The sequence below is a fragment of the Pseudoalteromonas sp. XMcav1-K genome, from assembly GCF_044005875.1.
Classification (GTDB): Bacteria; Pseudomonadota; Gammaproteobacteria; order Enterobacterales; family Alteromonadaceae; genus Pseudoalteromonas; species Pseudoalteromonas spongiae.
Genome location: NZ_JBIPJE010000049.1, coordinates 1 through 22,471, shown reverse-complemented (window position 1 = coordinate 22,471; position 22,471 = coordinate 1). Strand labels below are relative to the sequence as shown.

Sequence of the window (22,471 nt, the reverse complement as noted above, 5' to 3'; positions counted from 1 at the left end):
AATGTTACTTTACTCAATCGGAATTCCCTTCCTGAAAACAACTATACGGTTTTTAGCTTAAGCTAAACTGAATAACTTAAGCTTAGGTTAAATAACTCAAGTTCAGCTTAAACAAAAAATGGCGAGCTAATAGCTCGCCATTTTAGTATTTAAATTAGATTACTCTTTCTCAAATGGCACGCCATTTTGCATCCATTTTGGTGCGGGCTTACCTTTAAGGTGATGATCAAAGTATTCCATCATACGAATCGAGAAATCCACTTGGTTGGGAAATTTCTTCAGGTGATGCGGTTCACCTTCGTATTGTAAGAAAATTACATCTTTACCTGCACGGCGAAGTGCAAGGTAGTATTGGATCCCTTCCTGCCACGGCACTGCGCCATCTTTGTCACCAAACATAATCATAATTGGTGTATTAACTTTATCGGCGAAGAATACCGGTGAGTTTTCAATATAGAGATCTAAGCCTTCAAACAAGTCTTTGCCAATGCGGCTTTGTCCTGTTTCGTACTGGAATTGACGTGCAAGACCTGATTTTAAACGAATGCCACTGTATGCACTGGTCATGTTTGATACTGGTGCACCCGATACAACCGCTTTAAACATATCTGTTTGCGTTACCATAAAGGCACTTTGGTAACCGGCCCATGAGTGACCTTGTAAACCAATTTTGTCTTTGTCAGCCACACCCATATCAATCAGTTTTTGTGCTGCGTTGATCATAGTTTGAGTCGATGATTTACCTGGGTGACCAATTTCAAAACGAATATCCGGTAAGAAAATAGCGTAACCGTTTGAAGTAAACATTGGGAAGTTCGGTCTGTGGTTTAACTCCATTTTCGGGAAGTCATACATGCGTTGGCTCATATAGCGGTAGAAATAAATTACTACAGGTACTTTATCGCCTTTTTTATAGCCTGCAGGTTTTATTAGCACGCCTTGTAAATCTTCACCATCAAAGCCTTTATACTTTACAAGTTCCGGTTTGCTTGCCCATGCAAAACTCTCTTTTTGTGGGTTCAGGTCAGTTAATTTTGTTGAAGTTGAAAGCGACGTGTTGCTTACCCAAAAATCAGGAAACTCATGATAGCTTTGACGCGTATAAATTAGCGTATCGGCATGTTGCGCTTTCTTTACTAGGTCAAAACGCGCTTCGCCAGTTAAAACCTGTTCAAGTTGGTTGTTTGCTAAATTAAGTTTTGCAACGCCGGTTTGTTTGTTCTCTAGGTTAAAGCTTGAAAGTAATAACGTATCGTTTAAATCAAAAGATAGTTTGTTTTTATCTAAGTTTTTAATGCGATAACGTGTTTCGCTTTTATAACCATGAGTTAAACGCGCGCCTTGCTGCGTGTTTACATCAAATGCCCAAATGTCATATTTGTCATATACATAAAGGGTATTACTATCACTGCTCCAACCGGCAAATCCATAGCCAGGTTGTTCACTTGGATAATCGTGTTGGTCGTCGCCAAAAGTGGCTCGAATGCCTTTGGTTATCGCATTAAGCTTGGCGTCTTTAAGGGATTTAAGCTGAACTTGGCCCTTATCGAAGTATGCGGCAAATTGACCATTAGGTGAAAGCGTCGGACGTGCGCGGGTATTTTCGCTAATTTTAACGCTCTTGCCGGTTTTAGTATCTATTGCGTAGTAATCTGCAAAGAAACCGTCATACATAATTTTGTGAAGATGCGGCTTATTACTGTAGCCAAGTAAAAATTGCTTTTCAGTATGCAGTCTTACATCTGTTACAAGCTCAGTTTCGAGCTGTACTGCTTTATCGCTGTTTAAATGAAATACCGCTTGGTAATGGCGATTTTTATTCTTTTCATTCCATTGCTGAATTTCGCGCGGCTTTATTTCGGCATCTTTGTGGTGCCATACTTTTAAACCTTTTTGGTCACGAATTACATCGTAATCATAAAGGTCGTTTTGCTCTTTATATTTTTTTTGTTCAACTTTTGCTGAGAGTAACGGGCGTGTCTCAAAATAAAGGCGCTCGCCAGTTTCAGACCATTTTAATTTAGCCGTTTTACCGATAAACCAATTCTCGATAGGCGTTTCGATTTGTTTTAATTGGTTGTTTTCACTGTGCCATAAGTAAAGTGAATGTTCACGACGACGCTTATCATCATTAACGTAATTACCGACCGAAAGCGCTAGAACATCATTAACTGGATGCCATACGAGTTTGTTAGCTACAACGCCAGGCTCAGCAAATAAGCTGCTCATTGCAAAGTTTGGCAGGGCAATTTGGCTAATGGCGTTTTTATCGCCTTCTTTGCTTACTTGGCTCACAACAAGCTGCGTGCCACTTGGTGCAATGGCGTAAGTAAGCACGTTTTCAATTGAATGCGTTTTATCGTTTGTTAAGTTCACAATGTTAAGGGTGTAAACTTTATCTTTTTTATCCGCTTTTAACTTCGCGTCTTTATCGTCTTTTTTATCTGCTTTTTTATCACTTTCTGCTTCGTCTTTTTTCTTAACTTCAGTGCGATAAGCAAGCCAGTTACCGTCATTTGAAATGGCAAAGTCTTCAACACGTTCAAAAGTGATGACCTCGCCTGAACTGGTGTTTACTAACGATAAATCATTTTTTAGCTTTTTCTTTTTATCTTTTGATGCACTTTCACTGGCTAGTAAGTCAGGTTTAACGGTAAACGCGACCCATTTCTCATTTTTATTAATAACCGGTGATGTGCCGCGTTCAACAGTAGCAAGCAATGCTTTGTTATTTAGCGTATAAACCTGTCCTTCACTGTTACCGCGATAAGGGCTTGCGCTAAATGCGAGTAAATTTCCCTGCTCTGAAAGTTGGGTAGATTTTGCGTATTTAAAATCAAATACGTCTTTAAATTGAAGAGGTTCGCTGGCGCTTAATGCAAAACTGGTTGCTAACGCTAAGCTTGAAAGTGTAAACGCGAGTTTCATTAATGATTACCTAGTGCTAATTATTAGCTCTAGTGTAAACAGAAACCAAAAAGAAGAAAGAGAATGCGATAAGTCGCAAAATAGCGCGTTGAAGTAAAATATATACTTCAACGCGAGGGGGTTAGTGCCAAGCTAAGGTGAAAAGTGACCACTGCGCGTCAAATTGCGCGGTTGGTTTTGCTTTAAAATCAGAGCGCACAAACTGGTTCATTTTACCTTCAACGTAGGCTAAAAGTAGATTTGCTAACTGTTCTTCTGCAAGGGTAAAGGTTTTACCTTCACGTAATTTACGTTCGCGTAATACTTGCTTTAGTTGCGTTTCTAGCTTTTCAAATAAACCTTGAATACGTTCACGTAAACGCTCTTGTTCACCTTGCAGTGCATCACCGGTTAGAATGCGCGTAATGCCTGGATTTTTTTCAGCAAAGCTCAGAAGCAACAATAAAATATTGTGAATACGGCTATGGGTGTCTTTTTCTTTTTCTAAGATAAGATTGATATTGGAAAGCAGGGCATTTTCAATAAACTCAATTAAGCCTTCAAACATACGTGCTTTGCTTGGAAAGTGGCGGTAAAGCGCCGCTTCTGAAACACCTACCTCAGTGGCTAGTTTAGCCGTGGTGATACGCTGTCCTGGACTGGTTTCAAGCATTTGCGCAAGTGCTTGTAAGATTTCTTCCTTGCGATTACTACGTTTTGTGGCAGGCATTTTTATCCCTTACTTCTTATCATTATTATCAACCTCAAGAGGCGCATATCTTAATTACTTATGATTTTAGATGCCAGTTTTTTTACTTTTTAGCCGCGAGTTTTGACGCGATTTCTTTCAATATTAAATGGCTAATTTGTTGTTTCGATTGTAGTGATAAGTGGCGTTCACCCTCTGGCCAAAACAGTGTCATGGCATTGTTTTCACTATTAAAACCAATGCTAGAATCAGACACATCGTTAGCGCAAATCATATCGAGATTTTTATTTTTTAATTTGCCTTTGGCGTAGTTAGCAACATCGTTGGTTTCGGCTGCAAAGCCTACTGTAAACGGGCGATTTGCTTTGAGTGCAGCAACTGAGGCAATAATGTCAGGGTTTTTGCTGAGCTCAATGGTCATGGTATCGCCCTGTTTTTTTATTTTATTATTTGCAGTCGTTGTTGCCTTGTAATCGGCAACAGCAGCGCAGCCTATAAATACATCTGAATTAACAGCTAGTTCCATGGCAGCATCATGCATTTGTTGTGCACTTTCTACATCAAAACGATTTACTTCACTCGGTGTGGTTAAATTCACTGGGCCACTAATTAGGTTTACATTAGCTCCTAGCGCTTTTGCTGCACGGGCCAATGAAAATCCCATTTTCCCTGAGCTGTGATTAGAGATAAAACGCACAGGGTCAAGCGCTTCACGAGTTGGACCCGCTGTAATAGTAACGGTTTTGCCTGCAAGCAGAGGTGTTTCATGGCGCATTAAACACAGTTCAACTAGTTCGTTTGGCTCAAGCATTCGCCCTTTACCTACATCGCCACAAGCTTGCTCGCCACTGGCAGGTCCCCAAATAGACACTCCATATTCACTTAATTTTTGTAAGTTTTGCTGGGTTGCAGGGTGGGCGTACATTTGTTGATTCATTGCCGGTGCAATCGCCACTTTTGCCGGGGTTGCGAGTACCAAAGTGGTTAATAGATCGTCGGCCATACCATGGGCCATTTTAGCTATGGTGTTAGCGCTGGCTGGGGCAATTAAAATAAGGTCAGCCCATTTAGCAAATTCAATATGCCCCATTGCCGCTTCTGCCGCAGGGTCAAGTAAGGATGTCGAAACAGGATTACCTGATACAGCTTGCATGGTAAGTGGGGTTATAAACTGTTGCGCAGAGTCGGTCATTACCACTTTAACTTGCGCACCGTTTTCGGTTAAACGTCTTGTTAATTCAGCACATTTATAAGCAGCAATACCGCCCGTAATTCCCAATACAATTTTCTTCGACATAATATTTAATGACATGTTTTAAATTAGCTAAACCATACCATTTTCCATAATTTTTGGCGAGGCTGGCTATACTAATAAAATGATTTCAAACGTTAACATGGATCGTTAAATGCAAATAAATCAAATGCCCATAGAGGCAAGACCAAGAGAAAAGTTATTAAGTAAAGGCGCTAGTAGTTTAACCGATGCTGAGTTATTGGCGATTTTTTTACGTACTGGCATTAAAGGGCTGAATGCCATTGAGTTAGCCGATACATTACTCAAACAACAAGGCTCAATTGGTCAGCTCTTTTCATTGGAATGTGATTCATTCTGCCAACAATTAGGGCTGGGGCCCGCAAAATATGTGCAGCTGCAAGCTGTGCTTGAATTAAGTAAACGCTTTTTTGCTGAGCAACTTCAGCGTGAAGCCGTATTTGATTCGCCTTATTCGGTAATTAACTATTTAAAATGCGAATTACAAAAAGAGCACAAAGAATGTTTTTACTTGCTGCTGCTTGATAGCCAAAATAGGCTCATTAAATCGGTCAATCTATTTCAAGGCACCATTAATGCCGCATCGGTCTACCCACGAGAAGTTGTTACTACGGTATTAAAATACAACGCGGCAAATGTGATTTTGGCCCATAATCACCCCAGTGGTATTGCTGAGCCTTCAGAGGCAGATAAATTAATAACTAAGCGACTATCAGACACACTTGCGTTGATTGATGTGAGTATTTTAGATCACATTATAATTGCAGCAGGTAATACGCATTCCTTTGCTGAGCATGGTCAAATTTAAAGGGTAAAAAGTGAGTTTATTAATGCTTTTTTGTAAATAGCTGTTTTTACAGTTATTAATATTATTGAAAATTATTCTCAATAGCATTAAAATTTGTAGTGTAATTAATTTTGAAAGCACTCATTTATTATGTACGTTTGTATTTGTCATGCAGTTACTGAAAAACAGATTAAACAGGCCGTAACCGATGGTATGGATTCGATGCGTGATGTGCGTGGTTGTTTAGGTGTAGGCAGTCAATGTGGTAAATGTGTATGTCATGCAAAAGATGTCATCACACAATCACAGCAAGAATTAGCTATTAAAGTAAGTGTTGATTACACCAGCTGCCAAAAAGTAGCTTGATTCAAAATATGAGATTTCTAAATTAAAAAAACCGCGTAAATCGCGGTTTTTTATTACTCAAAATAAAGAGTGCTTACTTGTGATAATCCAAGCAAATCTCCACTTCATTTTTTGAACCCATGGTAACAGCAACGCGCTGGTGAATTTCTTGCGGTTCAATATCTAAAATACGATCAAGGCCAGCATACGCAACACCGCCAGCTTGCTCTACTAGCATTGCCATTGGGTTTGCTTCATAAAGTAAGCGCAGCTTGAATGGCTTTTCTGGATTTTTTGTGTCTTCAGGGTAAGTGAATAAACCGCCGCGACATAATAAACGGTGAACATCACCTACCATGCAGGCAATCCAACGCATATTGAAGTTTTTCTTGCGTGGGCCTTCTTCGCCTGCAAGGCAATCAGCAATATAGTTTTGCATTGGTGTTAGCCAATGGCGCTGATTTGATGCATTAATTGCGAATTCTTTAGTATCTTCAGGAATAGCTACTTTATCTTCAGTAAGTAAGAAACTGCCGTGAGTTCTATCTAATGTGAATAAACGCGTACCTTTACCAATGGTGAGCGCCAACATAGTAGATGGTCCATACAGTACATAACCTGCAGCCACTTGGTGTTTGCCCGCTTGCATGAAAATGCTTTGATCATCAGCAGCTTTATCTTTTGGCGCTTTCATAATTGAGAAGATAGTGCCAACTAACGAGTTAATATCGGTATTTGAAGAACCATCAAGTGGGTCAAATGCAACGATATATTCAGCATCAGGGTTGCCAGCAACAGTATAATCTTCTTCTTCAGATGCAATGGCTTTTACGTAGCCAGACTCAAGTAGAATATCTTTAAGTAACTGGTTCGATAAAACATCAAGCTTCTTTTGCGTTTCACCTTGAATGTTCTCGTCTAAGGTTGAACCTAAAACACCTGATAATTCACCTTGGCTTACGCGGAATGAAATTTCTTTACAAGCAGCAAGAATCGTTCTGATCAATGATAAAAGATCACGAGGACAGCCGTCTTCGATCAATACTGGTGGAAGTCTACGCATTTTATATTCCTGACTAATAGCTTATTGCCACATAAAGTGAGAGGGTGGCAACAGGCAACCTTTCGGCAGCGCTCAGTTAAATTTGTATACAATTGTGCATTAGCTTGTGTATGATTTAAGCACCATGCACCATTGATAATGAAATAACAAAGAAAGATGCAAAGATTAGTACAACCATTTCTGCTGATCTGTGCTTTGTTACTGTTAAGTATACCAAAAGCGCAGGCAACCCTGAAACCCATTGAATCATTTACTCGCGAAATGAATCGTTATCCGGGTTATTTTACCTTTTATTACGATAATGCTTCGGGCAAGGTTTACTTAGAAGTAGATAAATTAAACCATGAATTTCTGTTGCAACTAAGTATGCCTTACGGCCTAGGGTCAAATGATATTGGTCTTGATCGCGGTCAGTTAGGTGATACTAAAATTGTGCAATTCGAAAAGCATGGTAACAAACTTTTATTAAAACAAAATAATACTTACTACCGTGCAAACAGTACTAACAAAGCTGAGCTGCAAAGTATTCGTGAAGCATTTGCTTCAAGCGTATTGCACGGTTTTGAAATTAAAGCTGTGAGCAATGAGCGCGCTTTAATTGATTACACACCGTATTTATTATCCGATGTACATGGCGTTTCAAGAACGTTAGCGAGTCGAAACCAAGGAAGCTTTAGCTTAGATAAAAGTAAAAGTGCTGTTTATATGCCGCGCTCTAAGTCGTTTGCTAAAAATACTGAGTTAGAAGCGATTGTTAGCTTTAATGGCACAAAGCCGGGTAAATACATCAAACAAATAGCGCCAGACCCTTACGCTATTTCAGTACATTTACACCACTCGTTTATTGAAATACCGGATGATGGCTTTAAACCACGTAAATTCCATCCGCAATCGGGTTTTTGGAGTGAAGAATACAAAGACTATGCAGCGCCGTTATCTGAGTCTATGTATGTGCGTTATATTCCAAAACATCGTTTAGCGAAAAAAGATCCAACTGCTCAAATTTCAGAAGCCGTTAAACCAATTGTTTACTACCTCGACCCAGGTGTGCCCGACCCGGTAAAAACAGCGTTACTCGATGGTGCAAAATGGTGGCAGGCAGCCTTTGAAGCGGCAGGTTATAAAAATGCTTTCCAAGTAAAAATGCTACCTGAAAATGCAGACCCTATGGATATTCGTTATAACGTGATCCAATGGGTGCACCGTGCAACCCGTGGTTGGTCATATGGTTCAAGTGTTATCGACCCACGCACAGGTGAAATAATTAAAGGCCATGTAACGCTTGGTTCTCTGCGTGTACGTCAAGATATTCTAATTGCAGAAGCACTCGCAGCACCTTATTTAAAAGGTGATGAAAACGTAGAAAAACTGCATGCGATGGCGCTTGACCGTATTCGCCAGTTAAGTGCCCATGAAGTAGGTCATACCTTAGGTATTGCGCATAACTTTTCTGCATCAGTAAAAGACCGCGCATCGGTGATGGATTATCCGCACCCGTTAGTGAGCTTTAATGATGATGGCAGCTTTAATACTGAAAACGGCTATGGCAAAGGCTTAGGTGTGTGGGATATTCAAGTTGTGAAGTATGGCTACTCTGATTTTCCAATTTTGAGCGAAGCAAAAGAGCTTGAAAAAATCTTAGCGGAAAATAAACGCCTTGGCCTTGAGTTTATTTCCGACAGCGATGCACGTGCCAAAGGCGGCGCACACCCAACAGCACATTTATGGGATAACGGTGAAAACCCAAGCCAAGAGCTACACCGAGTGCTCTCCATTCGTGAAAAAGCGATGTCGAAGTTTGGCATTCATAATATTAAAAATGGCACGGCGCTATCGCAGCTAGAAGAAGTGTTTATTCCACTTTATTTATTCCACCGTTACCAAACAGAAGCAGCGGTTAAATTGATTGCAGGTGTTGATTACGATTATGAATTACGTAGTGGTGATACGTTTAAAGGTAACAAGCTTGTTGATGTTGCTAAACAAAAAGAAGCACTAAGTGCGCTATTAGCAACGCTTGAAGCGGACCAGTTAGTAGTGCCAGAGCTCGTACTTAATGTGATTACACCAAAAGCGTACGGAGAATACAAAACCCGCGAAAGCCTAGTTGGACGTACCGGTTTAACACTCGATCCGTTAGCATTACCGGAAGTATCAGCAAATCACACATTAACCCTGCTGTTAAACTCCGAGCGTCTAAATCGTTTACATTTCCAAGCGATGCGAGATAGCAAACAATTAAGTGCGCGCAATGTGTTATTTCAACTCAGTGAGCAAGTGTTTTTCAGTAACCAAAAGCAAGGCATGTTGCATCAAGTGGCACAGCGCATTCAAATGGTAACGGCATATCATTTAGTGAACACTGCATTAAGTGATAAAACTGACCCTGAAGTACAGGCTGAACTAGCAGGACAAATTGAATTTATAGCCCGTAAATTTGCGCGTTCTAATGATAACTTTAAGAAATATCTTGCGAATATCTTATTTAAATCGTTAGAAGAGGGTCAATGGCAAGGTCACTTTAAGCCACTGCCGATGCCGCCGGGCTCACCTATTTAACACCTAAATAGTAAGTTATGGCATACTAAGCCCATTAGCGAAATCTAATGGGCTTTTTTATTGAACTGTTAATCTATTTAAAGCTCATATCGAATTTATACGACAAGAATCAACAACAATGCATATTCATATTTTAGGTATTTGCGGCACCTTTATGGGGGGCATCGCAGCCATTGCAAAATCCTTGGGCCATAAAGTTACAGGCTCAGATCAAAACGTTTACCCACCAATGAGTACTCAACTTGAGTCTTTAGGCATTGAGCTAATTCAAGGTTACGATGTTGCTCAGTTAAAACCACAACCAGATATTGTGGTGATTGGCAATGCTATGAGCCGTGGTAATCCATGCGTTGAATATGTGCTTGAAAATCGTATTCCTTATACGTCGGGCCCAGAATGGTTAAAGCACAATGTACTGCAAGATGCGTGGGTACTAGCGGTGTCGGGCACCCATGGTAAAACTACCACTGCAAGTATGCTTGCATGGGTATTAGAATACGCAGGTCTTGATCCAAGTTTTTTAATTGGTGGTGTAGTACAAAACTTTGGCCTGTCGGCGCGCATAGGTAAAACACCGTTTTTTGTTATTGAAGCGGATGAATATGACACCGCATTTTTTGATAAGCGTAGCAAGTTTGTACACTACTTACCGCGTACTTTAATTCTCAATAACCTTGAATTTGACCACGCTGATATTTTTGAAGATTTAGCGGCAATTCAAAAGCAGTTTCATCACTTATTACGCATTGTACCAGGGCAAGGTAAAGTGATTTGGCCAAGCGATGATGTGAATATTCAGCAAGTGATAGAAAAAGGTTGTTGGAGTGAGCAAGAGCAACTTGGCAATGACTGGGATTATCAACTTATAAACGCCGATGGCAGTGAGTTTGATGTGCTTCTTGGTGGTGATATTGTTGGCCGTGTGAGCTGGCAAGCTATTGGCGAACATAATGTTAAAAACGCTTTAATGACGATTGCAGCAGCACGTCATGTAGGTATTCCTGTTGAAACATCAATTGCGGCGCTGGCCGAGTTTATTTCACCAAAACGTCGTATGGAATTAAAAGGCGAGGTTGCGGGCATTAAGCTCTACGATGATTTCGCCCATCACCCTACTGCTATTAAAACGACGTTAGCTGGGCTTAGAGCAAAAGTGGGCCAAGCGCGTATTTTTGCCGTATTAGAACCACGTTCCAATACAATGAAAATGGGCGTACATCAAAATACATTATTAGCGTCGCTCGAAAATGCCGACGATGTGATTTTATTTGAGCCTGAGAATCTAAGCTGGTCACTCAAAGAGGCTGCCAATAACGCTGGCGCTTTATGTTTTAACAGCACAGATGAGATCGTTAAAACGCTACTTGAAAAAGCAACTGCCGGCGACCATATATTGGTAATGAGCAATGGTGGCTTTGAAAATATTCATAATCGTATTTTAGATGCGCTCGCCAACAAATAGGCTTTTTATGACGCAAAACCATGAATTTAATGAAACCATTACCGTTGCATTTAGCGGTGCTTCAGGTATGCCGTATGGTTTAAAATTAATTGAAACGCTAATTTCGTTAAATCACCAAGTATTTGTGTTGGTATCAAGCGCTGCCCGTGTAGTACTTGATACGGAATCAGATGTAAAACTATCGGGCAACGAAGAAAAGGCAACTGAGCAACTGACAAGCTTATTTAATGCCAAGCCAAATCAACTAAAAGCATTTGGTAAAGATAACTGGTTTAGCCCTGTGGCATCGGGTAGTGCTGCACCTAAAAAGATGATTGTCTGCCCGTGTAGTGCAGGTACTGTTTCGGCGATTAGTCATGGTGCATCTGATAACTTATTAGAGCGTGCTGCTGATGTGGTGATTAAAGAAAAAGGCCAATTAATGCTGGTGGTGCGCGAAACACCGCTTAGCGCGATTCATCTTGAAAATATGCATAAGCTGGCGCAACTAGGTGTCACTATTATGCCCGCAGCACCTGGGTTTTATCATAACCCTAGCTCAATTGACGACTTGGTTAACTTTATGGTGGCGCGCATTTTAGATCATCTCTCTATTGAGCATACGCTGGCTAAACGTTGGGGCTACGGCTGCTAATTAATCCATTCAAAATTGGAACGCAAAACACAATGACAAAAGCTCTCGAAATTGTTGGTTTAGAAAAAACCTACAGTAACGGTGTTCAAGCTGTTAAAGGAATTGATTTAACAGTCGAAAAAGGCGACTTTTTTGCACTGTTAGGTGCTAATGGTGCTGGCAAATCAACCACAATTGGTGTGATTTCTTCACTTGTTAATAAAACCAAAGGCACGGTAAAAGTCTTCGGTCATGATATTGATACCGACCTTGGTAAGGCTAAAACTAATTTAGGGTTAGTACCGCAGGAATTTAACTTTAGTCAGTTTGAAACACTTAACCAAATCCTTGTTAACCAAGCGGGTTACTATGGCGTGCCACGCGCAGAGGCGCACAAGCGTGCTGATGAGTTGCTTGCACAACTTGGCCTTGCTGATAAAAAAGATAAGCAAGCGCGCACGCTTTCAGGTGGTATGAAACGCCGTTTAATGATTGCACGTGCGTTAATGCACAAACCTCAACTGCTGATTTTAGACGAACCCACGGCAGGCGTTGATATTGAGTTGCGTCGCTCTATGTGGGAATTCTTAAAAGAAATAAACTTGCAAGGCGTGACGATTATTCTCACCACTCATTACCTTGAAGAAGCGGAAATGTTGTGTAAAAACATTGCGATTATCGATAAAGGTCAAATTATTGAAAACACCAATATGAAGTCACTGTTGGCAAAGCTTGATAAAGAAACTTTTATTCTTGATCTCAAGCAGCCAACATCGGCATTTTCACTTGATGGTTACACAACTCGTGAGATTGACGACCATACAATCGAAGTAGATGTGGAAAAATCACAAGGGTTAAATGATGTATTTGATGCATTAAGTACGTCAGGTAATACGGTGCTAAGTATGCGTAATAAAGTGAATCGATTAGAAGAGCTATTTGTTGCGATTGTTGAAAAGGGGCGCGAGCAATAATTATGAGTAGTCAATTTACTGCATTAAAAACACTGTGGATCAAAGAGTGTATTCGCTTTACCCGAATTTGGGTGCAAACCTTAGTGCCGCCAGCAATTACCATGTCACTGTACTTTGTTATTTTTGGCAACCTAATTGGCTCACGTATTGGTGATATGGGTGGCTTTAACTATATGGAGTTTATTGTACCGGGTCTGATCATGATGTCGGTGATTACCAACTCTTATTCCAATGTGGCATCGAGCTTTTATTCAACGAAATTTCAAAAAAGCATTGAGGAGCTGCTAGTTTCGCCAGTGCCTACCTATATTATTGTATTAGGCTATATGGGCGGCGGTATGGCACGCGGCCTATGTGTTGGCATTATCGTCACTATTTTGTCGCTGTTTTTTGTTGATATTCAAATTCATAATGTTGCCGTTATTTTTGCCACAGTATTACTTACCGCAGCCGTGTTTGCGCTCGGTGGTTTAATTAATGCGGTATACGCTAATAGCTTTGACGATATCAGCATTATCCCCACCTTTGTTTTAACGCCGCTAACTTATTTAGGTGGCGTGTTTTATTCAATCACCTTGTTACCTGATTTTTGGCAAGGCGTTTCACAATTTAATCCAATTATTTATATGGTTAATGCATTTAGGTACGGCTTTTTAGGTGTATCTGATGTAGATATCACAACGGCATTTGCAGTAATTATTGCGTTTATCAGTGCGTTATTTGCTGTTGCATACCGTTTAATTGATAAAGGGGTTGGCATTCGCCACTAAAATTATGTCTGACGCAAATTCAAGAAGTATTAGTTCGAATCAACAAGGACTAAATGAAAAGTTAGAAGAAGTGGTACGTAAGCACCTAAGTTCTGAGTTTAAGAAGCCGATTGCAGCGCATACGCAAACGGCTTTTGATGAAGTCAATAAGAAGGTACAGCAGTTTGCTGGGCCGATTATTCTCGATTCATGCTGCGGGGTAGGTGAAAGCACCGCTAATTTAGCGCGCAAGCACCCAGATGCCTTAGTTATAGGCATTGATAAGTCGGCACATCGTATTGAAAAACATGATGTTGAATACAAGCAAACTGAAAACGGTCAGTACTTATTAGTACGTGCAGATTTAAATGACTTTTGGCGCTTGGTGGTTGAGCATCAATGGCAGGTGACACATCATTACTTGTTGTATCCAAACCCGTGGCCTAAAGCTAAACATTTAGGGCGCCGCTGGCATGGAGCACCGGTGTTTCCTTATATTGTGAAAATTGGTGGTCAACTTGAAGTAAGAAGTAATTGGCAAACCTATGTTGATGAGTTTGCCTTTGCCCTTGGTTTAGCTGGCGTGGATGTGTCTGTAACGCCATATAGTGCAGACACAGCAATTACTCCATTTGAGCGAAAGTACTGGGCCAGTGGCCAACAAAGCCACCGACTGCAAATTAACCTTAACTCGCTTTAGCGGTTTGTGAAATGTGAGCCAGCTCTCGAGCTGGCTTCGCGTAGTAAAAACCCTGTACGTATTTAATGCCCGCTTTTGCGAGCTTATCGGCAACGAGCTTGTTTTCAACGCCTTCTGCAATCAAGGTTAAGTTCACTTCCTTAGCAAAATTGGCAATGTGTTGAATAAATAAAAACACTTCATCGTCTTTGGTAATTTGTGAGACTAAAGAGCGATCGATTTTTAAGCCATCGACTTCTAGTTTAAGAATATTCGAAATATTTGAGTAACCAGTTCCAAAGTCATCGATAAAGACCTTAGCACCGTGTCGTCTTACCATTTCTACAAAGCCTTTGATTTCCGTTAGGTTGGCAATCGCTTCAGTTTCGATAAGCTCAAATGAAATATGGTGAGGTGTAGGGTAGCGCTTTAATTCATCATCAAGAAATTGCGCCAGGCTTGGGTCTAACATATCTTGCGCAGTTAAATTCATGCTCCAGCATAAATTAGTTTGGCGAAAGCGCTTAACGCAATCAAGAAAAACCATGCGAGTTAATTGTCCATCCATGCGACTGCGATTTACGACAGATAAAAAGTAATCAGGCTCATATAAAGCATCGTTAATCTTAATGCGTGCTAAGCCTTCGTACTTTAAGGTTTCGTTACCGTCGATAGTGAGTATTGGCTGAAAGTGCGCTTCAACTTGGCCATTTTTAAATGCTTCTCGCACATCTTTGGCAATTTTTAAGTTGTGCTGATATTGATTTTTAATGATGTTCATTGCATCGGAGTAAAACACCACAAGCTCACGACTACGCTTAGCTTGTTCAACCGCAATACGTGCATTTTCAATTAACAGTGTTTTATTGCCAGTGGCAATACCGGCACATAAGGTCACGTAGATAAATGGGTCATATAATAACGGCGCATTTTTATTTAGATTTTCGACAAGTTTTAAACAGGCATTGCTGTCTAAGTTGGGCGATAGCAATGCTATTTTATTGCTTGATAAGCGATACAGGTGACATTCTGTGCTTTTTAACTTATTTAAACGTGCCAGCAGTTTTTGCATTACTTCATCACCAATGTGGGAGCCGTAAAAACCGTTAATATCTTCAAGATTACTAATTAATACTATGGCCAATTGCATGTGCAGTGGTGAATGGCTTTGCAGTTTTCTTTCTAGCGCAATGTGGTTTGCGTAGCCCGTAACGGGATCGCGGGTTAAGTTTTGTTTTAGTAGATAAATGTAAGCGCTGCCCACTAAAGTTGCGATAAAGAAAAAGAAACTTGCGGTGATTACCGCTTGGGTAACACTTGCTGCAAGCTGTTCATTTAAATCTTTAATGGTGATGTCGGCGCCAGTTAAATAGGTGCGCCCGTCTTTTGCTTGAAACGGTAAAAATATGGTGCGGAAATGGCCCCACTGATCTTCTGAATGCTCGAATAAAGGCTCTGTTGAATAAAACGCTTTAACGTTTAATTGTGTCGCTTCAGGGTAAAGGTCATAAAAGTAAGTAAGCTTATTGTTTTTAATATCCTCGTTAGTATAACTAGATGCAGAGAAGTAAACTTGATCGCCTTCTTTTATCATCGCGTATACGTATTCGAGTTCGAGCTTGCTGGCAAACTCAGAGAGTTGTTTGCTTTTTAATAGGTAGCTTTTTTCATCAATGTGGTCGGGGTCGGTAATATTGTCGTGGTATTCGTCACCGAGGATAAATTTAACACTTTGTGCTGCGTTTAAGAGTTTAGCGTCAACATCTTTTAAAATGTCGTTGTAGGTGTGTGAATAAACGTAATAAACATAGCCGCCAAGGCTTGCTAAAAACAGTACACCCGCAAAAAAAAGCCAACGAATTCCTTGATTTGAATAATACATGCGCATCCTTGCCAAAAACTAATTTTTGCCGCAATTGAAAAATACTGCTTTACTGTATAGCAAGCAAAGGGTTATGTTGTTTTGAAACACCTTATAATAGTCAATTTAGTGTGTTTTTTACAGCAGTAGATGGAGATATTGTGCAAATTGCGAGACTTTTTCTTGTAATTGAAGTAGAGTTGACAGCCTTTTTTTATGAATATGTTTGAACACTTTTTGGGTAAAGTGAGTAGTATGGTTGATGAAACACGTCAAGCAGTGCGCCCAGCAATAGCGTCTGAAGAAAGCTTAATGCGAATTTTTACGGTGCCAGAGGCGCCGGGCTCGACTTTGGCTAAAATTGAGCAAGAAATATCTAGTAACTTAGCAGGCTTTCTTAACGAAAATATTGCAGCGGTTGAAAAACCTTTGCATGAAATTGAAAAAGATTTCCAAGCTGCAAATATCCCTGAAGAACCTCGTTTTGTATCTGAACACGCCCAAGAGTTAATGGAAAAGCTGGTGGCACATTCAGTACACACGTCAGCGCCGAGCTTTATTGGTCATATGACTTCGGCCTTACCGCATTTTGTTTTACCTCTGTCAAAGTTGATGGTGGGGTTAAACCAAAATCTGGTAAAAATTGAAACATCTAAAGCATTTACACCATTAGAACGTCAAGTCTTGGGTATGATGCACCACATGGTTTACGGCAAAGATGATGCCTTTTACCGTAAGTGGATGCACAACGCCAAAAATGCCTTAGGTGCATTTTGTTCAGGCGGCACGGTTGCCAATATTTCAGCACTTTGGGTTGCGCGCAATAAGCTGCTTAAACCAGATGGCGATTTTAATGGTATAAATAGCGATGGGTTAGTTGCGGCTATGATGCATTATGGCTACAAAGGCTTGGCTATTTTAGTGTCAGAGCGTGGTCACTACTCACTTGGTAAAGCTGCTGATGTGTTAGGCATCGGTCGCAGTAATATTGTATCTATCGAAACAGATCATAATAACCGTGTTGATGTTGCTAAAATGCGTGAAAAGGCTAACGAATTAGCAGAAAAAGGCATTAAAGTGATGGCAATTGTTGGTGTTGCAGGCACAACTGAAACCGGCAATATTGACCCGCTTAATGAAATGGCAGACCTAGCTGAGGAAATCAATTGTCATTTTCATATTGATGCTGCTTGGGGCGGTGCAACCATGCTATCTAATAATGCGCGTGGGTTATTAGCTGGTTGCGAACGTGCCGATTCAATTACCATTGACGCACATAAGCAAATGTATGTGCCAATGGGTGCAGGTATTGTGCTTTTCAAAGAACCAGATACGGTCAATGTGGTAGAACATCATGCTGAATATATCTTACGTAAAGGCTCGAAAGATTTAGGCTCACACACCCTTGAGGGTAGCCGCCCAGGTATGGCGATGTTAGTGCATGCGTGTTTATCAATTATTGGTCGCAAAGGCTATGAAATGTTAATTGATAAAAGCCTTGAAAAAGCGCGCTATTTTGCTGAACTTATTAAGCAAACAGATGACTTTGAACTGGTTACTGAACCAGAACTTTGCTTGTTAACATATCGCTATGTACCAGAAAAAATTAAAGAAGTACTTAAAACGGCAGATGAACAAACTAAGTTAGATATTTACGCAGCACTTAATCGTTTTACTGCGAGCATGCAAAAACGTCAGCGTGAAGCAGGGCGCTCATTTGTATCGCGTACACGTTTAACGCCATATCAGTACGATAATTTACCGACAGTAGTATTTCGCGTTGTATTAGCAAATCCGCTTACATCAAATCAAATATTGCATGATATTTTAGCGGAGCAGCGAGAGTTGGCTGGTAAAGATCCAATATTTAAAAAGTATTTAGCGAAATATTTATAATTTAGCGTTGTGAATTTTTTATGAAAAAGGGAGCATTTGCTCCCTTTTTTACGTTTTTATTTAACCTGAACTCGGATGAGATAATCGTAAACCCTAAGCCTCGGTTTCAATATCCACAATCAAGTCAGACGTAATAGACTCGAGCGCTTCAATCACATCATCTTTACTTAAACCTGCAGGTAACTCTACCCGAGCTTCTGCGTTAAACAGAGGTACACCCCAATTAGGCGCGCTTTGTTGCTTTGAGTTAAAGTGAATAATTGAGGCACCTTTATGACGTAACACACTAGAAAGCTCTTGCACTATACCTGGTCTGTCATTGCTGGTAATAACAAAGTTAAGCTGTTGGCTTGCGTCGGTTACTTGTTCTTGCCCTGCTTCAATTTTTACTTCGAGATCGGGAATGGCGTGAATTGCGCCCTCGAGTGCCGACAAATGTTCTTCAGGTACTTCTAACTGTAAAATTCCGGCAAAGTGGCCGCAAAGGTGGCTTAAGTTACTGGCTAACCAATTGCCATGGTTAGCTAAAACCGCTGAGGATAGTTCATCTACTAGACCTGAGCGGTCAGGACCAATAATTGTTAATACTAACTGCTTCATATACTTGTCTCGTTATCTAATTAGCGCAACCCTCTCTACACAAATTAAGAAATAATTGTTAGCTAATTCAAAGGATTAAATGGAGGTGTAGAGCTGTTTAAGTATTGATGATTGACTGCCTTTTGTCCAATTTATTTTGTCAAATTTTGTTAAATAATCGGTGTAACTTTTCGGTCATAAAAACGAAATATTTCATTCTCTGTAACATTTCTGTCATCTTGACAAAATATAATGCACGCCAACTAAATCCTAATTCTATTTGTAAGGGCCAATGGATGAGTTCCAATCCGCCAAGTGTTGAATTCAATACTAATAGAAACAGACTGATCAAAGATAAAGTCGCCAAATACAGTATTACGGCAGGCGGTACATTAGTACTGGTTGCCTTATTGTTGATCTTCTTTTATCTGTTGTATGTAGTACAGCCGATTTTCGCTTCATCACATGTTGAAGTGAGAAATCAATTCGCTTTACCTGAAACGCAAGAGTACGTTGCGGCAGGTATGGAAGAGCAAGGTGAAATCGCTTACTTGTTCACACCAACTGGCGAGCTAAGTTACTACACCATTAAAGGTGAGAAATTTGGCACTAAGCTAACAAGCTTTAATGTGGAATTTGATGCACCGGTAACCAGCTTTGCACGCACTGTGCCGCATCAGGCTATGTATGCTTATGGTCTTGACAATGGCGCAATTAAAGTTGTGAACCCGAAATTTGAAGTAGGATTTGCCAACAATGGCCGTACCATTAAGCCAAGTATTGCGTATCCACTCGGTGAAAGTGAAGTGATGATTGATGACGAAGGTGCATCAATTCGTAAATTCGCGTTCAGCTATGTTGCTGATGATAATCAACTTGGTGTACTCGCATTAACCGGTGATCAACGTCTGCTGTTTAGCATGCTTGCAGCGGAAGAAAATATGTTCTCTGGTGAAATGGAATGGTCAAGTGAAACCGCGGAGATTGCTGTTGAAGGCAAAGTGGATGAATTATTAATCTCACCGGACTTTAGTCGTGCATTTGTGCGAGTGGCTAATAAGATTTACATTTACAATACGCGCGATATTGAAGATATTACGCGTATTCAAGTGCTTGCCGCGAATCAAGAGAATGCCAACCTAGTTAAAATGCAATTATTGTCAGGTGCTAACTCATTAATGTTAGTTAACGACAATGGTGAAATTTCACAGTGGTTTGAAATTAATGGTGATTCGGGTCGTAAGTTCGCCAAAATCCGTGCTTTTGCAAGTGGTGATAAAGAAATTTCAGGGCTTTACAGTGAATTCTATCGCCGTACATTCTTTAGCACTAATAACCAAGGTGATTTATCGCTTTATTACACTACCAGTGAAAACAAGCTGTGGTCGGGTAAGGTAGCAGACGCGGGAATTGATTTCTTTGCGGTGTCACCACGCTCAAACGCAGCATTAATGCTGGCGGGCAATCAACTAATTGTTGTTGATATTGAAAATGAGCATCCTGAAGTATCTTGGTCAGCATTGTGGCAAGAAGTATGGTACGAAGGTTACCCTGAACCTGCTTACATTTGGCAGTCTACATCGGCAAGTGATGATTTCGAAGCTAAGTTATCGTTAGTACCAATCTCATTCGGTACAATTAAAGCGGCAATGTATGCGATGCTATTTGCGGTACCGATTGCGCTTTCTGCTGCTATCTATACAGCCTATTTTATGTCGCCTGAACAGCGTCGAATCGTTAAGCCAACGGTTGAAATTATGGAAGCATTACCAACCGTAATTTTAGGTTTCTTAGCGGGTCTTTGGTTAGCACCTCTGATTGAATCTCACTTACCTGCAATTATGCTGATTTTAGTATTAACGCCATTGGCGATAATACTCACAGCATTCTTTTGGCAAAATTTACCAGAATCGATTCGCCACAAAGTGCCAGACGGTAGCCACTCTATCTTACTCATTCCAGTGGTATTACTAGCAGGTTATATCTCGTTTGCACTGAGTCCTGCGGTAGAGCTTTGGGTATTTGATGGTGATGTACGTCGTTATATTACTAACGAGTTAGGCATTGATTTTGACCAACGTAACTCGTTAGTTGTGGGTATTGCAATGGGCTTTGCGGTTATTCCAACAATTTTCTCAATTGCTGAAGATGCGGTATTTAGTGTACCTAAGCACTTATCGAATGGCTCGCTTGCACTTGGTGCAACGCAGTGGCAAACGCTTGTTCGCGTTGTATTACTAACAGCAAGCCCAGGTATTTTCTCGGCAGTGATGATGGGTTTAGGTCGTGCGGTTGGTGAAACCATGATTGTATTGATGGCAACAGGTAATACGCCGATTATGGATTGGAGTATTTTCCAAGGTATGCGTACGCTTGCAGCAAACATTGCGGTAGAAATGCCAGAATCAGAAGTAGGCAGCACGCACTACCGCATCTTATTCTTAGCAGCGTTTGTACTGTTTATATTCACCTTTATCTTTAACACGATTGCTGAATTTGTTCGTCAGCGTTTACGTGAAAAGTATAGTTCACTGTAAGGTTAGGAGATTTAATAAATGAAGCAGTGGTTTAAATCTGGCTCACCTTGGATCTGGATGACAGGTGGTGCAGTAAGTATCAGCTTAATCTCGGTTATTGGCCTACTGGCAATGATTGCAGGTCGTGGTTTAGGGTTCTTTTGGCCGTCAGAAGTAACGCAATTTGAAATGCACCGTGGCGACGTTAAAGAAACCGTTATCGGTGAAATTTACGACCGTGAAATGGTGCCTGTTGAGCGCTTAAAAGCGGCGAATGTTGATTTACACGGTTTTACGGGTGAAGAAGTAGAGCGTTTACTGATTAAAACTGGTAACCGTGAATACGTAGACCTAGATTTCCGTTGGATTTTAGCAACGGATATTATTGAGCAATCTACCCCGAGCCAATTAGCGGTATTTGAGCGTAGTAAAAACGGTAACTTTTACGGTTACATTGAAAGTGTGATCAAAGACGGTAAAGTTGTCGCTGAAGCGCAAAAGTTAATTGAGCTAGAGCAACTTGTAGAGCGCGCAGTTGAACTTAATGAGTCAGCACTTGATTTGCAAAACGGCCCCATTGGTCATATTAACTACGACCTAGAACGTTTGCGTTTAAAAGAAAAAGCGCTCGACCTTAAAGGCGAATTAACACACGAAAAAGTCGCGGAGTTTGAGGCTCAGCGTAAAGACTATCGTGAGCAATACTTGGTGCTTGAAAAAGAGCTATTTAAGTTTCGTGATGCGGCAAAGCGTGACCAAGTTATTGTAAAAGATATGCGTGGTGAGTTAGTAACGATTCCACTTTACCAAGTGCTAGACGTAACACTACCAAACGATATGGGTTTAATGGCTAAATTAGGTCATTACTTCAAGCAAATCGGTAAGTTTGTTAGCGATGACCCACGTGAAGCGAACACCGAAGGCGGGGTATTCCCTGCGATTTTCGGTACCGTATTTATGGTTATGTTAATGGCGGTAATCGTAACGCCGTTTGGTGTAATCGCCGCGATTTACTTACACGAATATGCAGCGAAAAATTCAATTACTAAAATGATTCGTATCGCGGTAATCAACCTTGCCGGTGTACCATCGATTGTTTACGGTGTATTTGGCTTAGGTTTCTTTGTTTACATGCTAGGTGGTAGCATTGACCAATTATTCTACCCTGAAGCATTACCAGGCCCAACGTTTGGTACGCCAGGTGTAATTTGGTCAGCACTGACATTAGCAATTTTAACTTTACCGGTTGTAATTGTATCAACGGAAGAGGGTTTATCACGTATTCCAAGTTCAGTTCGTCAAGGTTCGTTAGCACTTGGTGCCACCAAAGCTGAAACTATTTGGCGTATTATTGTACCAATGGCAAGCCCTGCAATTATGACAGGCTTAATTCTTGCGGTTGCACGTGCAGCAGGTGAAGTAGCACCACTGATGTTAGTGGGTGTAGTAAAAATGGCGCCAACACTGCCAGTTGATATGAACTTCCCGTTTGTACACTT

The 22,471-nt window shown here is 40.7% G+C and carries 17 protein-coding genes; 11 read left to right on the top strand and 6 right to left on the bottom strand.

The window, feature by feature from the left end; all coding sequences use genetic code 11:
- Window positions 1–159: 159 nt before the first annotated feature.
- From ACHSBP_RS16580 to coaBC, 3 genes are all read right to left on the bottom strand, one after another.
- Window positions 160–2,928, bottom strand: coding sequence for a prolyl oligopeptidase family serine peptidase (locus ACHSBP_RS16580; protein WP_395389666.1), 2,769 nt, complete (start codon window positions 2,926–2,928; stop codon window positions 160–162).
- 121 nt (window positions 2,929–3,049) lie between these two features.
- Window positions 3,050–3,637 carry a nucleoid occlusion factor SlmA gene (gene slmA, locus ACHSBP_RS16575; protein WP_010561927.1) on the bottom strand — a complete coding sequence of 196 codons (588 nt, stop codon included), beginning with the start codon at window positions 3,635–3,637 and terminating at the stop codon, window positions 3,050–3,052.
- A gap of 82 nt (window positions 3,638–3,719) precedes the next feature.
- Window positions 3,720–4,928 carry a bifunctional phosphopantothenoylcysteine decarboxylase/phosphopantothenate--cysteine ligase CoaBC gene (coaBC, locus tag ACHSBP_RS16570; protein ID WP_010561926.1) on the bottom strand — a complete coding sequence of 403 codons (1,209 nt, stop codon included), beginning with the start codon at window positions 4,926–4,928 and terminating at the stop codon, window positions 3,720–3,722.
- 94 nt (window positions 4,929–5,022) lie between these two features.
- On the opposite strand from coaBC, the gene radC reads away from it, so the two are divergent.
- Window positions 5,023–5,697 carry a DNA repair protein RadC gene (radC, locus tag ACHSBP_RS16565; RefSeq protein WP_010561925.1) on the top strand — a complete coding sequence of 225 codons (675 nt, stop codon included), beginning with the start codon at window positions 5,023–5,025 and terminating at the stop codon, window positions 5,695–5,697.
- Between the two features lie 129 nt (window positions 5,698–5,826).
- On the top strand, window positions 5,827–6,042 hold the full coding sequence (locus tag ACHSBP_RS16560; protein WP_010561924.1) for a bacterioferritin-associated ferredoxin: 216 nt from the start codon (window positions 5,827–5,829) through the stop codon (window positions 6,040–6,042).
- A gap of 73 nt (window positions 6,043–6,115) precedes the next feature.
- Here ACHSBP_RS16560 and ACHSBP_RS16555 read toward each other — a convergent pair whose 3' ends face one another.
- On the bottom strand, window positions 6,116–7,084 hold the full coding sequence (locus ACHSBP_RS16555; RefSeq protein WP_010561923.1) for a class 1 fructose-bisphosphatase: 969 nt from the start codon (window positions 7,082–7,084) through the stop codon (window positions 6,116–6,118).
- A 156-nt stretch (window positions 7,085–7,240) separates the two neighbouring features.
- On the opposite strand from ACHSBP_RS16555, the gene ACHSBP_RS16550 reads away from it, so the two are divergent.
- The 6 genes from ACHSBP_RS16550 to ACHSBP_RS16525 all read left to right on the top strand — a co-directional run bounded on the left by ACHSBP_RS16550 (window position 7,241) and on the right by ACHSBP_RS16525 (window position 14,141).
- A complete protein-coding gene (locus ACHSBP_RS16550) occupies window positions 7,241–9,643 on the top strand; it encodes a zinc-dependent metalloprotease (protein ID WP_395389664.1) in 2,403 nt (800 codons plus the stop codon).
- 118 nt (window positions 9,644–9,761) lie between these two features.
- Window positions 9,762–11,105 carry a UDP-N-acetylmuramate:L-alanyl-gamma-D-glutamyl-meso-diaminopimelate ligase gene (gene mpl, locus ACHSBP_RS16545; protein WP_010561921.1) on the top strand — a complete coding sequence of 448 codons (1,344 nt, stop codon included), beginning with the start codon at window positions 9,762–9,764 and terminating at the stop codon, window positions 11,103–11,105.
- A 7-nt stretch (window positions 11,106–11,112) separates the two neighbouring features.
- Complete coding sequence (locus ACHSBP_RS16540) at window positions 11,113–11,739, top strand: flavin prenyltransferase UbiX (RefSeq protein ID WP_010561920.1); 627 nt, start codon at window positions 11,113–11,115, stop codon at window positions 11,737–11,739.
- 32 nt (window positions 11,740–11,771) lie between these two features.
- Entirely contained in the window at window positions 11,772–12,692 is a 921-nt protein-coding gene (locus ACHSBP_RS16535; protein WP_395389663.1) for an ABC transporter ATP-binding protein, read from the top strand.
- Between the two features lie 2 nt (window positions 12,693–12,694).
- The gene (locus ACHSBP_RS16530) at window positions 12,695–13,462 is read left to right on the top strand and encodes an ABC transporter permease (RefSeq protein WP_010561918.1); all 768 of its coding nucleotides are present in this window, start codon (window positions 12,695–12,697) and stop codon (window positions 13,460–13,462) included.
- Window positions 13,463–13,466: 4 nt separating this feature from the next.
- Window positions 13,467–14,141, top strand: a complete 675-nt coding sequence (locus tag ACHSBP_RS16525; RefSeq protein WP_010561917.1) for a tRNA (guanosine(46)-N(7))-methyltransferase TrmB — start codon at window positions 13,467–13,469, stop codon at window positions 14,139–14,141.
- Here the strand turns inward: ACHSBP_RS16525 and ACHSBP_RS16520 are convergent.
- Window positions 14,128–16,002, bottom strand: a complete 1,875-nt coding sequence (locus ACHSBP_RS16520) for an EAL domain-containing protein (protein WP_010561916.1) — start codon at window positions 16,000–16,002, stop codon at window positions 14,128–14,130. The genes ACHSBP_RS16525 and ACHSBP_RS16520 overlap by 14 nt on opposite strands.
- A gap of 201 nt (window positions 16,003–16,203) precedes the next feature.
- Here ACHSBP_RS16520 and panP point away from each other — a divergent pair, with 201 nt between their 5' ends.
- The gene (panP, locus tag ACHSBP_RS16515; RefSeq protein ID WP_395389691.1) at window positions 16,204–17,877 is read left to right on the top strand and encodes a pyridoxal-dependent aspartate 1-decarboxylase PanP; all 1,674 of its coding nucleotides are present in this window, start codon (window positions 16,204–16,206) and stop codon (window positions 17,875–17,877) included.
- A gap of 93 nt (window positions 17,878–17,970) precedes the next feature.
- Here the strand turns inward: panP and ACHSBP_RS16510 are convergent, their stop codons facing one another.
- Window positions 17,971–18,477 carry a glycine cleavage system protein R gene (locus ACHSBP_RS16510; RefSeq protein WP_010561914.1) on the bottom strand — a complete coding sequence of 169 codons (507 nt, stop codon included), beginning with the start codon at window positions 18,475–18,477 and terminating at the stop codon, window positions 17,971–17,973.
- 275 nt (window positions 18,478–18,752) lie between these two features.
- Between ACHSBP_RS16510 and ACHSBP_RS16505 the strand changes: the two genes are divergently transcribed.
- Both ACHSBP_RS16505 and pstA read left to right on the top strand, forming a co-directional pair.
- The gene (locus ACHSBP_RS16505) at window positions 18,753–20,993 is read left to right on the top strand and encodes an ABC transporter permease subunit (RefSeq protein ID WP_395389661.1); all 2,241 of its coding nucleotides are present in this window, start codon (window positions 18,753–18,755) and stop codon (window positions 20,991–20,993) included.
- Window positions 20,994–21,011: 18 nt separating this feature from the next.
- Window positions 21,012–22,471, top strand: a 1,460-nt coding sequence (gene pstA / locus ACHSBP_RS16500; protein ID WP_395389659.1) for a phosphate ABC transporter permease PstA, incomplete at its 3' end; no start/stop codon positions are given.

Excerpts from the sequence above, each read along its gene's own strand:
- ACHSBP_RS16555 (WP_010561923.1), bottom strand. The coding sequence starts at position 7,084 with ATGCGTAGACTTCCACCAGTATTGATCGAAGACGGCTGTCCTCGTGAT.
- ACHSBP_RS16530 (WP_010561918.1), top strand. The coding sequence starts at position 12,695 with ATGAGTAGTCAATTTACTGCATTAAAAACACTGTGGATCAAAGAGTGT.
- ACHSBP_RS16535 (WP_395389663.1), top strand. The coding sequence starts at position 11,772 with ATGACAAAAGCTCTCGAAATTGTTGGTTTAGAAAAAACCTACAGTAAC.
- coaBC (WP_010561926.1), bottom strand. The coding sequence starts at position 4,928 with ATGTCATTAAATATTATGTCGAAGAAAATTGTATTGGGAATTACGGGC.
- ACHSBP_RS16520 (WP_010561916.1), bottom strand. The coding sequence starts at position 16,002 with ATGTATTATTCAAATCAAGGAATTCGTTGGCTTTTTTTTGCGGGTGTA.
- panP (WP_395389691.1), top strand. The coding sequence starts at position 16,204 with ATGTTTGAACACTTTTTGGGTAAAGTGAGTAGTATGGTTGATGAAACA.
- radC (WP_010561925.1), top strand. The coding sequence starts at position 5,023 with ATGCAAATAAATCAAATGCCCATAGAGGCAAGACCAAGAGAAAAGTTA.
- ACHSBP_RS16560 (WP_010561924.1), top strand. The coding sequence starts at position 5,827 with ATGTACGTTTGTATTTGTCATGCAGTTACTGAAAAACAGATTAAACAG.
- ACHSBP_RS16580 (WP_395389666.1), bottom strand. The coding sequence starts at position 2,928 with ATGAAACTCGCGTTTACACTTTCAAGCTTAGCGTTAGCAACCAGTTTT.
- slmA (WP_010561927.1), bottom strand. The coding sequence starts at position 3,637 with ATGCCTGCCACAAAACGTAGTAATCGCAAGGAAGAAATCTTACAAGCA.
- mpl (WP_010561921.1), top strand. The coding sequence starts at position 9,762 with ATGCATATTCATATTTTAGGTATTTGCGGCACCTTTATGGGGGGCATC.
- ACHSBP_RS16505 (WP_395389661.1), top strand. The coding sequence starts at position 18,753 with ATGAGTTCCAATCCGCCAAGTGTTGAATTCAATACTAATAGAAACAGA.
- ACHSBP_RS16540 (WP_010561920.1), top strand. The coding sequence starts at position 11,113 with ATGACGCAAAACCATGAATTTAATGAAACCATTACCGTTGCATTTAGC.
- ACHSBP_RS16525 (WP_010561917.1), top strand. The coding sequence starts at position 13,467 with ATGTCTGACGCAAATTCAAGAAGTATTAGTTCGAATCAACAAGGACTA.
- ACHSBP_RS16550 (WP_395389664.1), top strand. The coding sequence starts at position 7,241 with ATGCAAAGATTAGTACAACCATTTCTGCTGATCTGTGCTTTGTTACTG.
- ACHSBP_RS16510 (WP_010561914.1), bottom strand. The coding sequence starts at position 18,477 with ATGAAGCAGTTAGTATTAACAATTATTGGTCCTGACCGCTCAGGTCTA.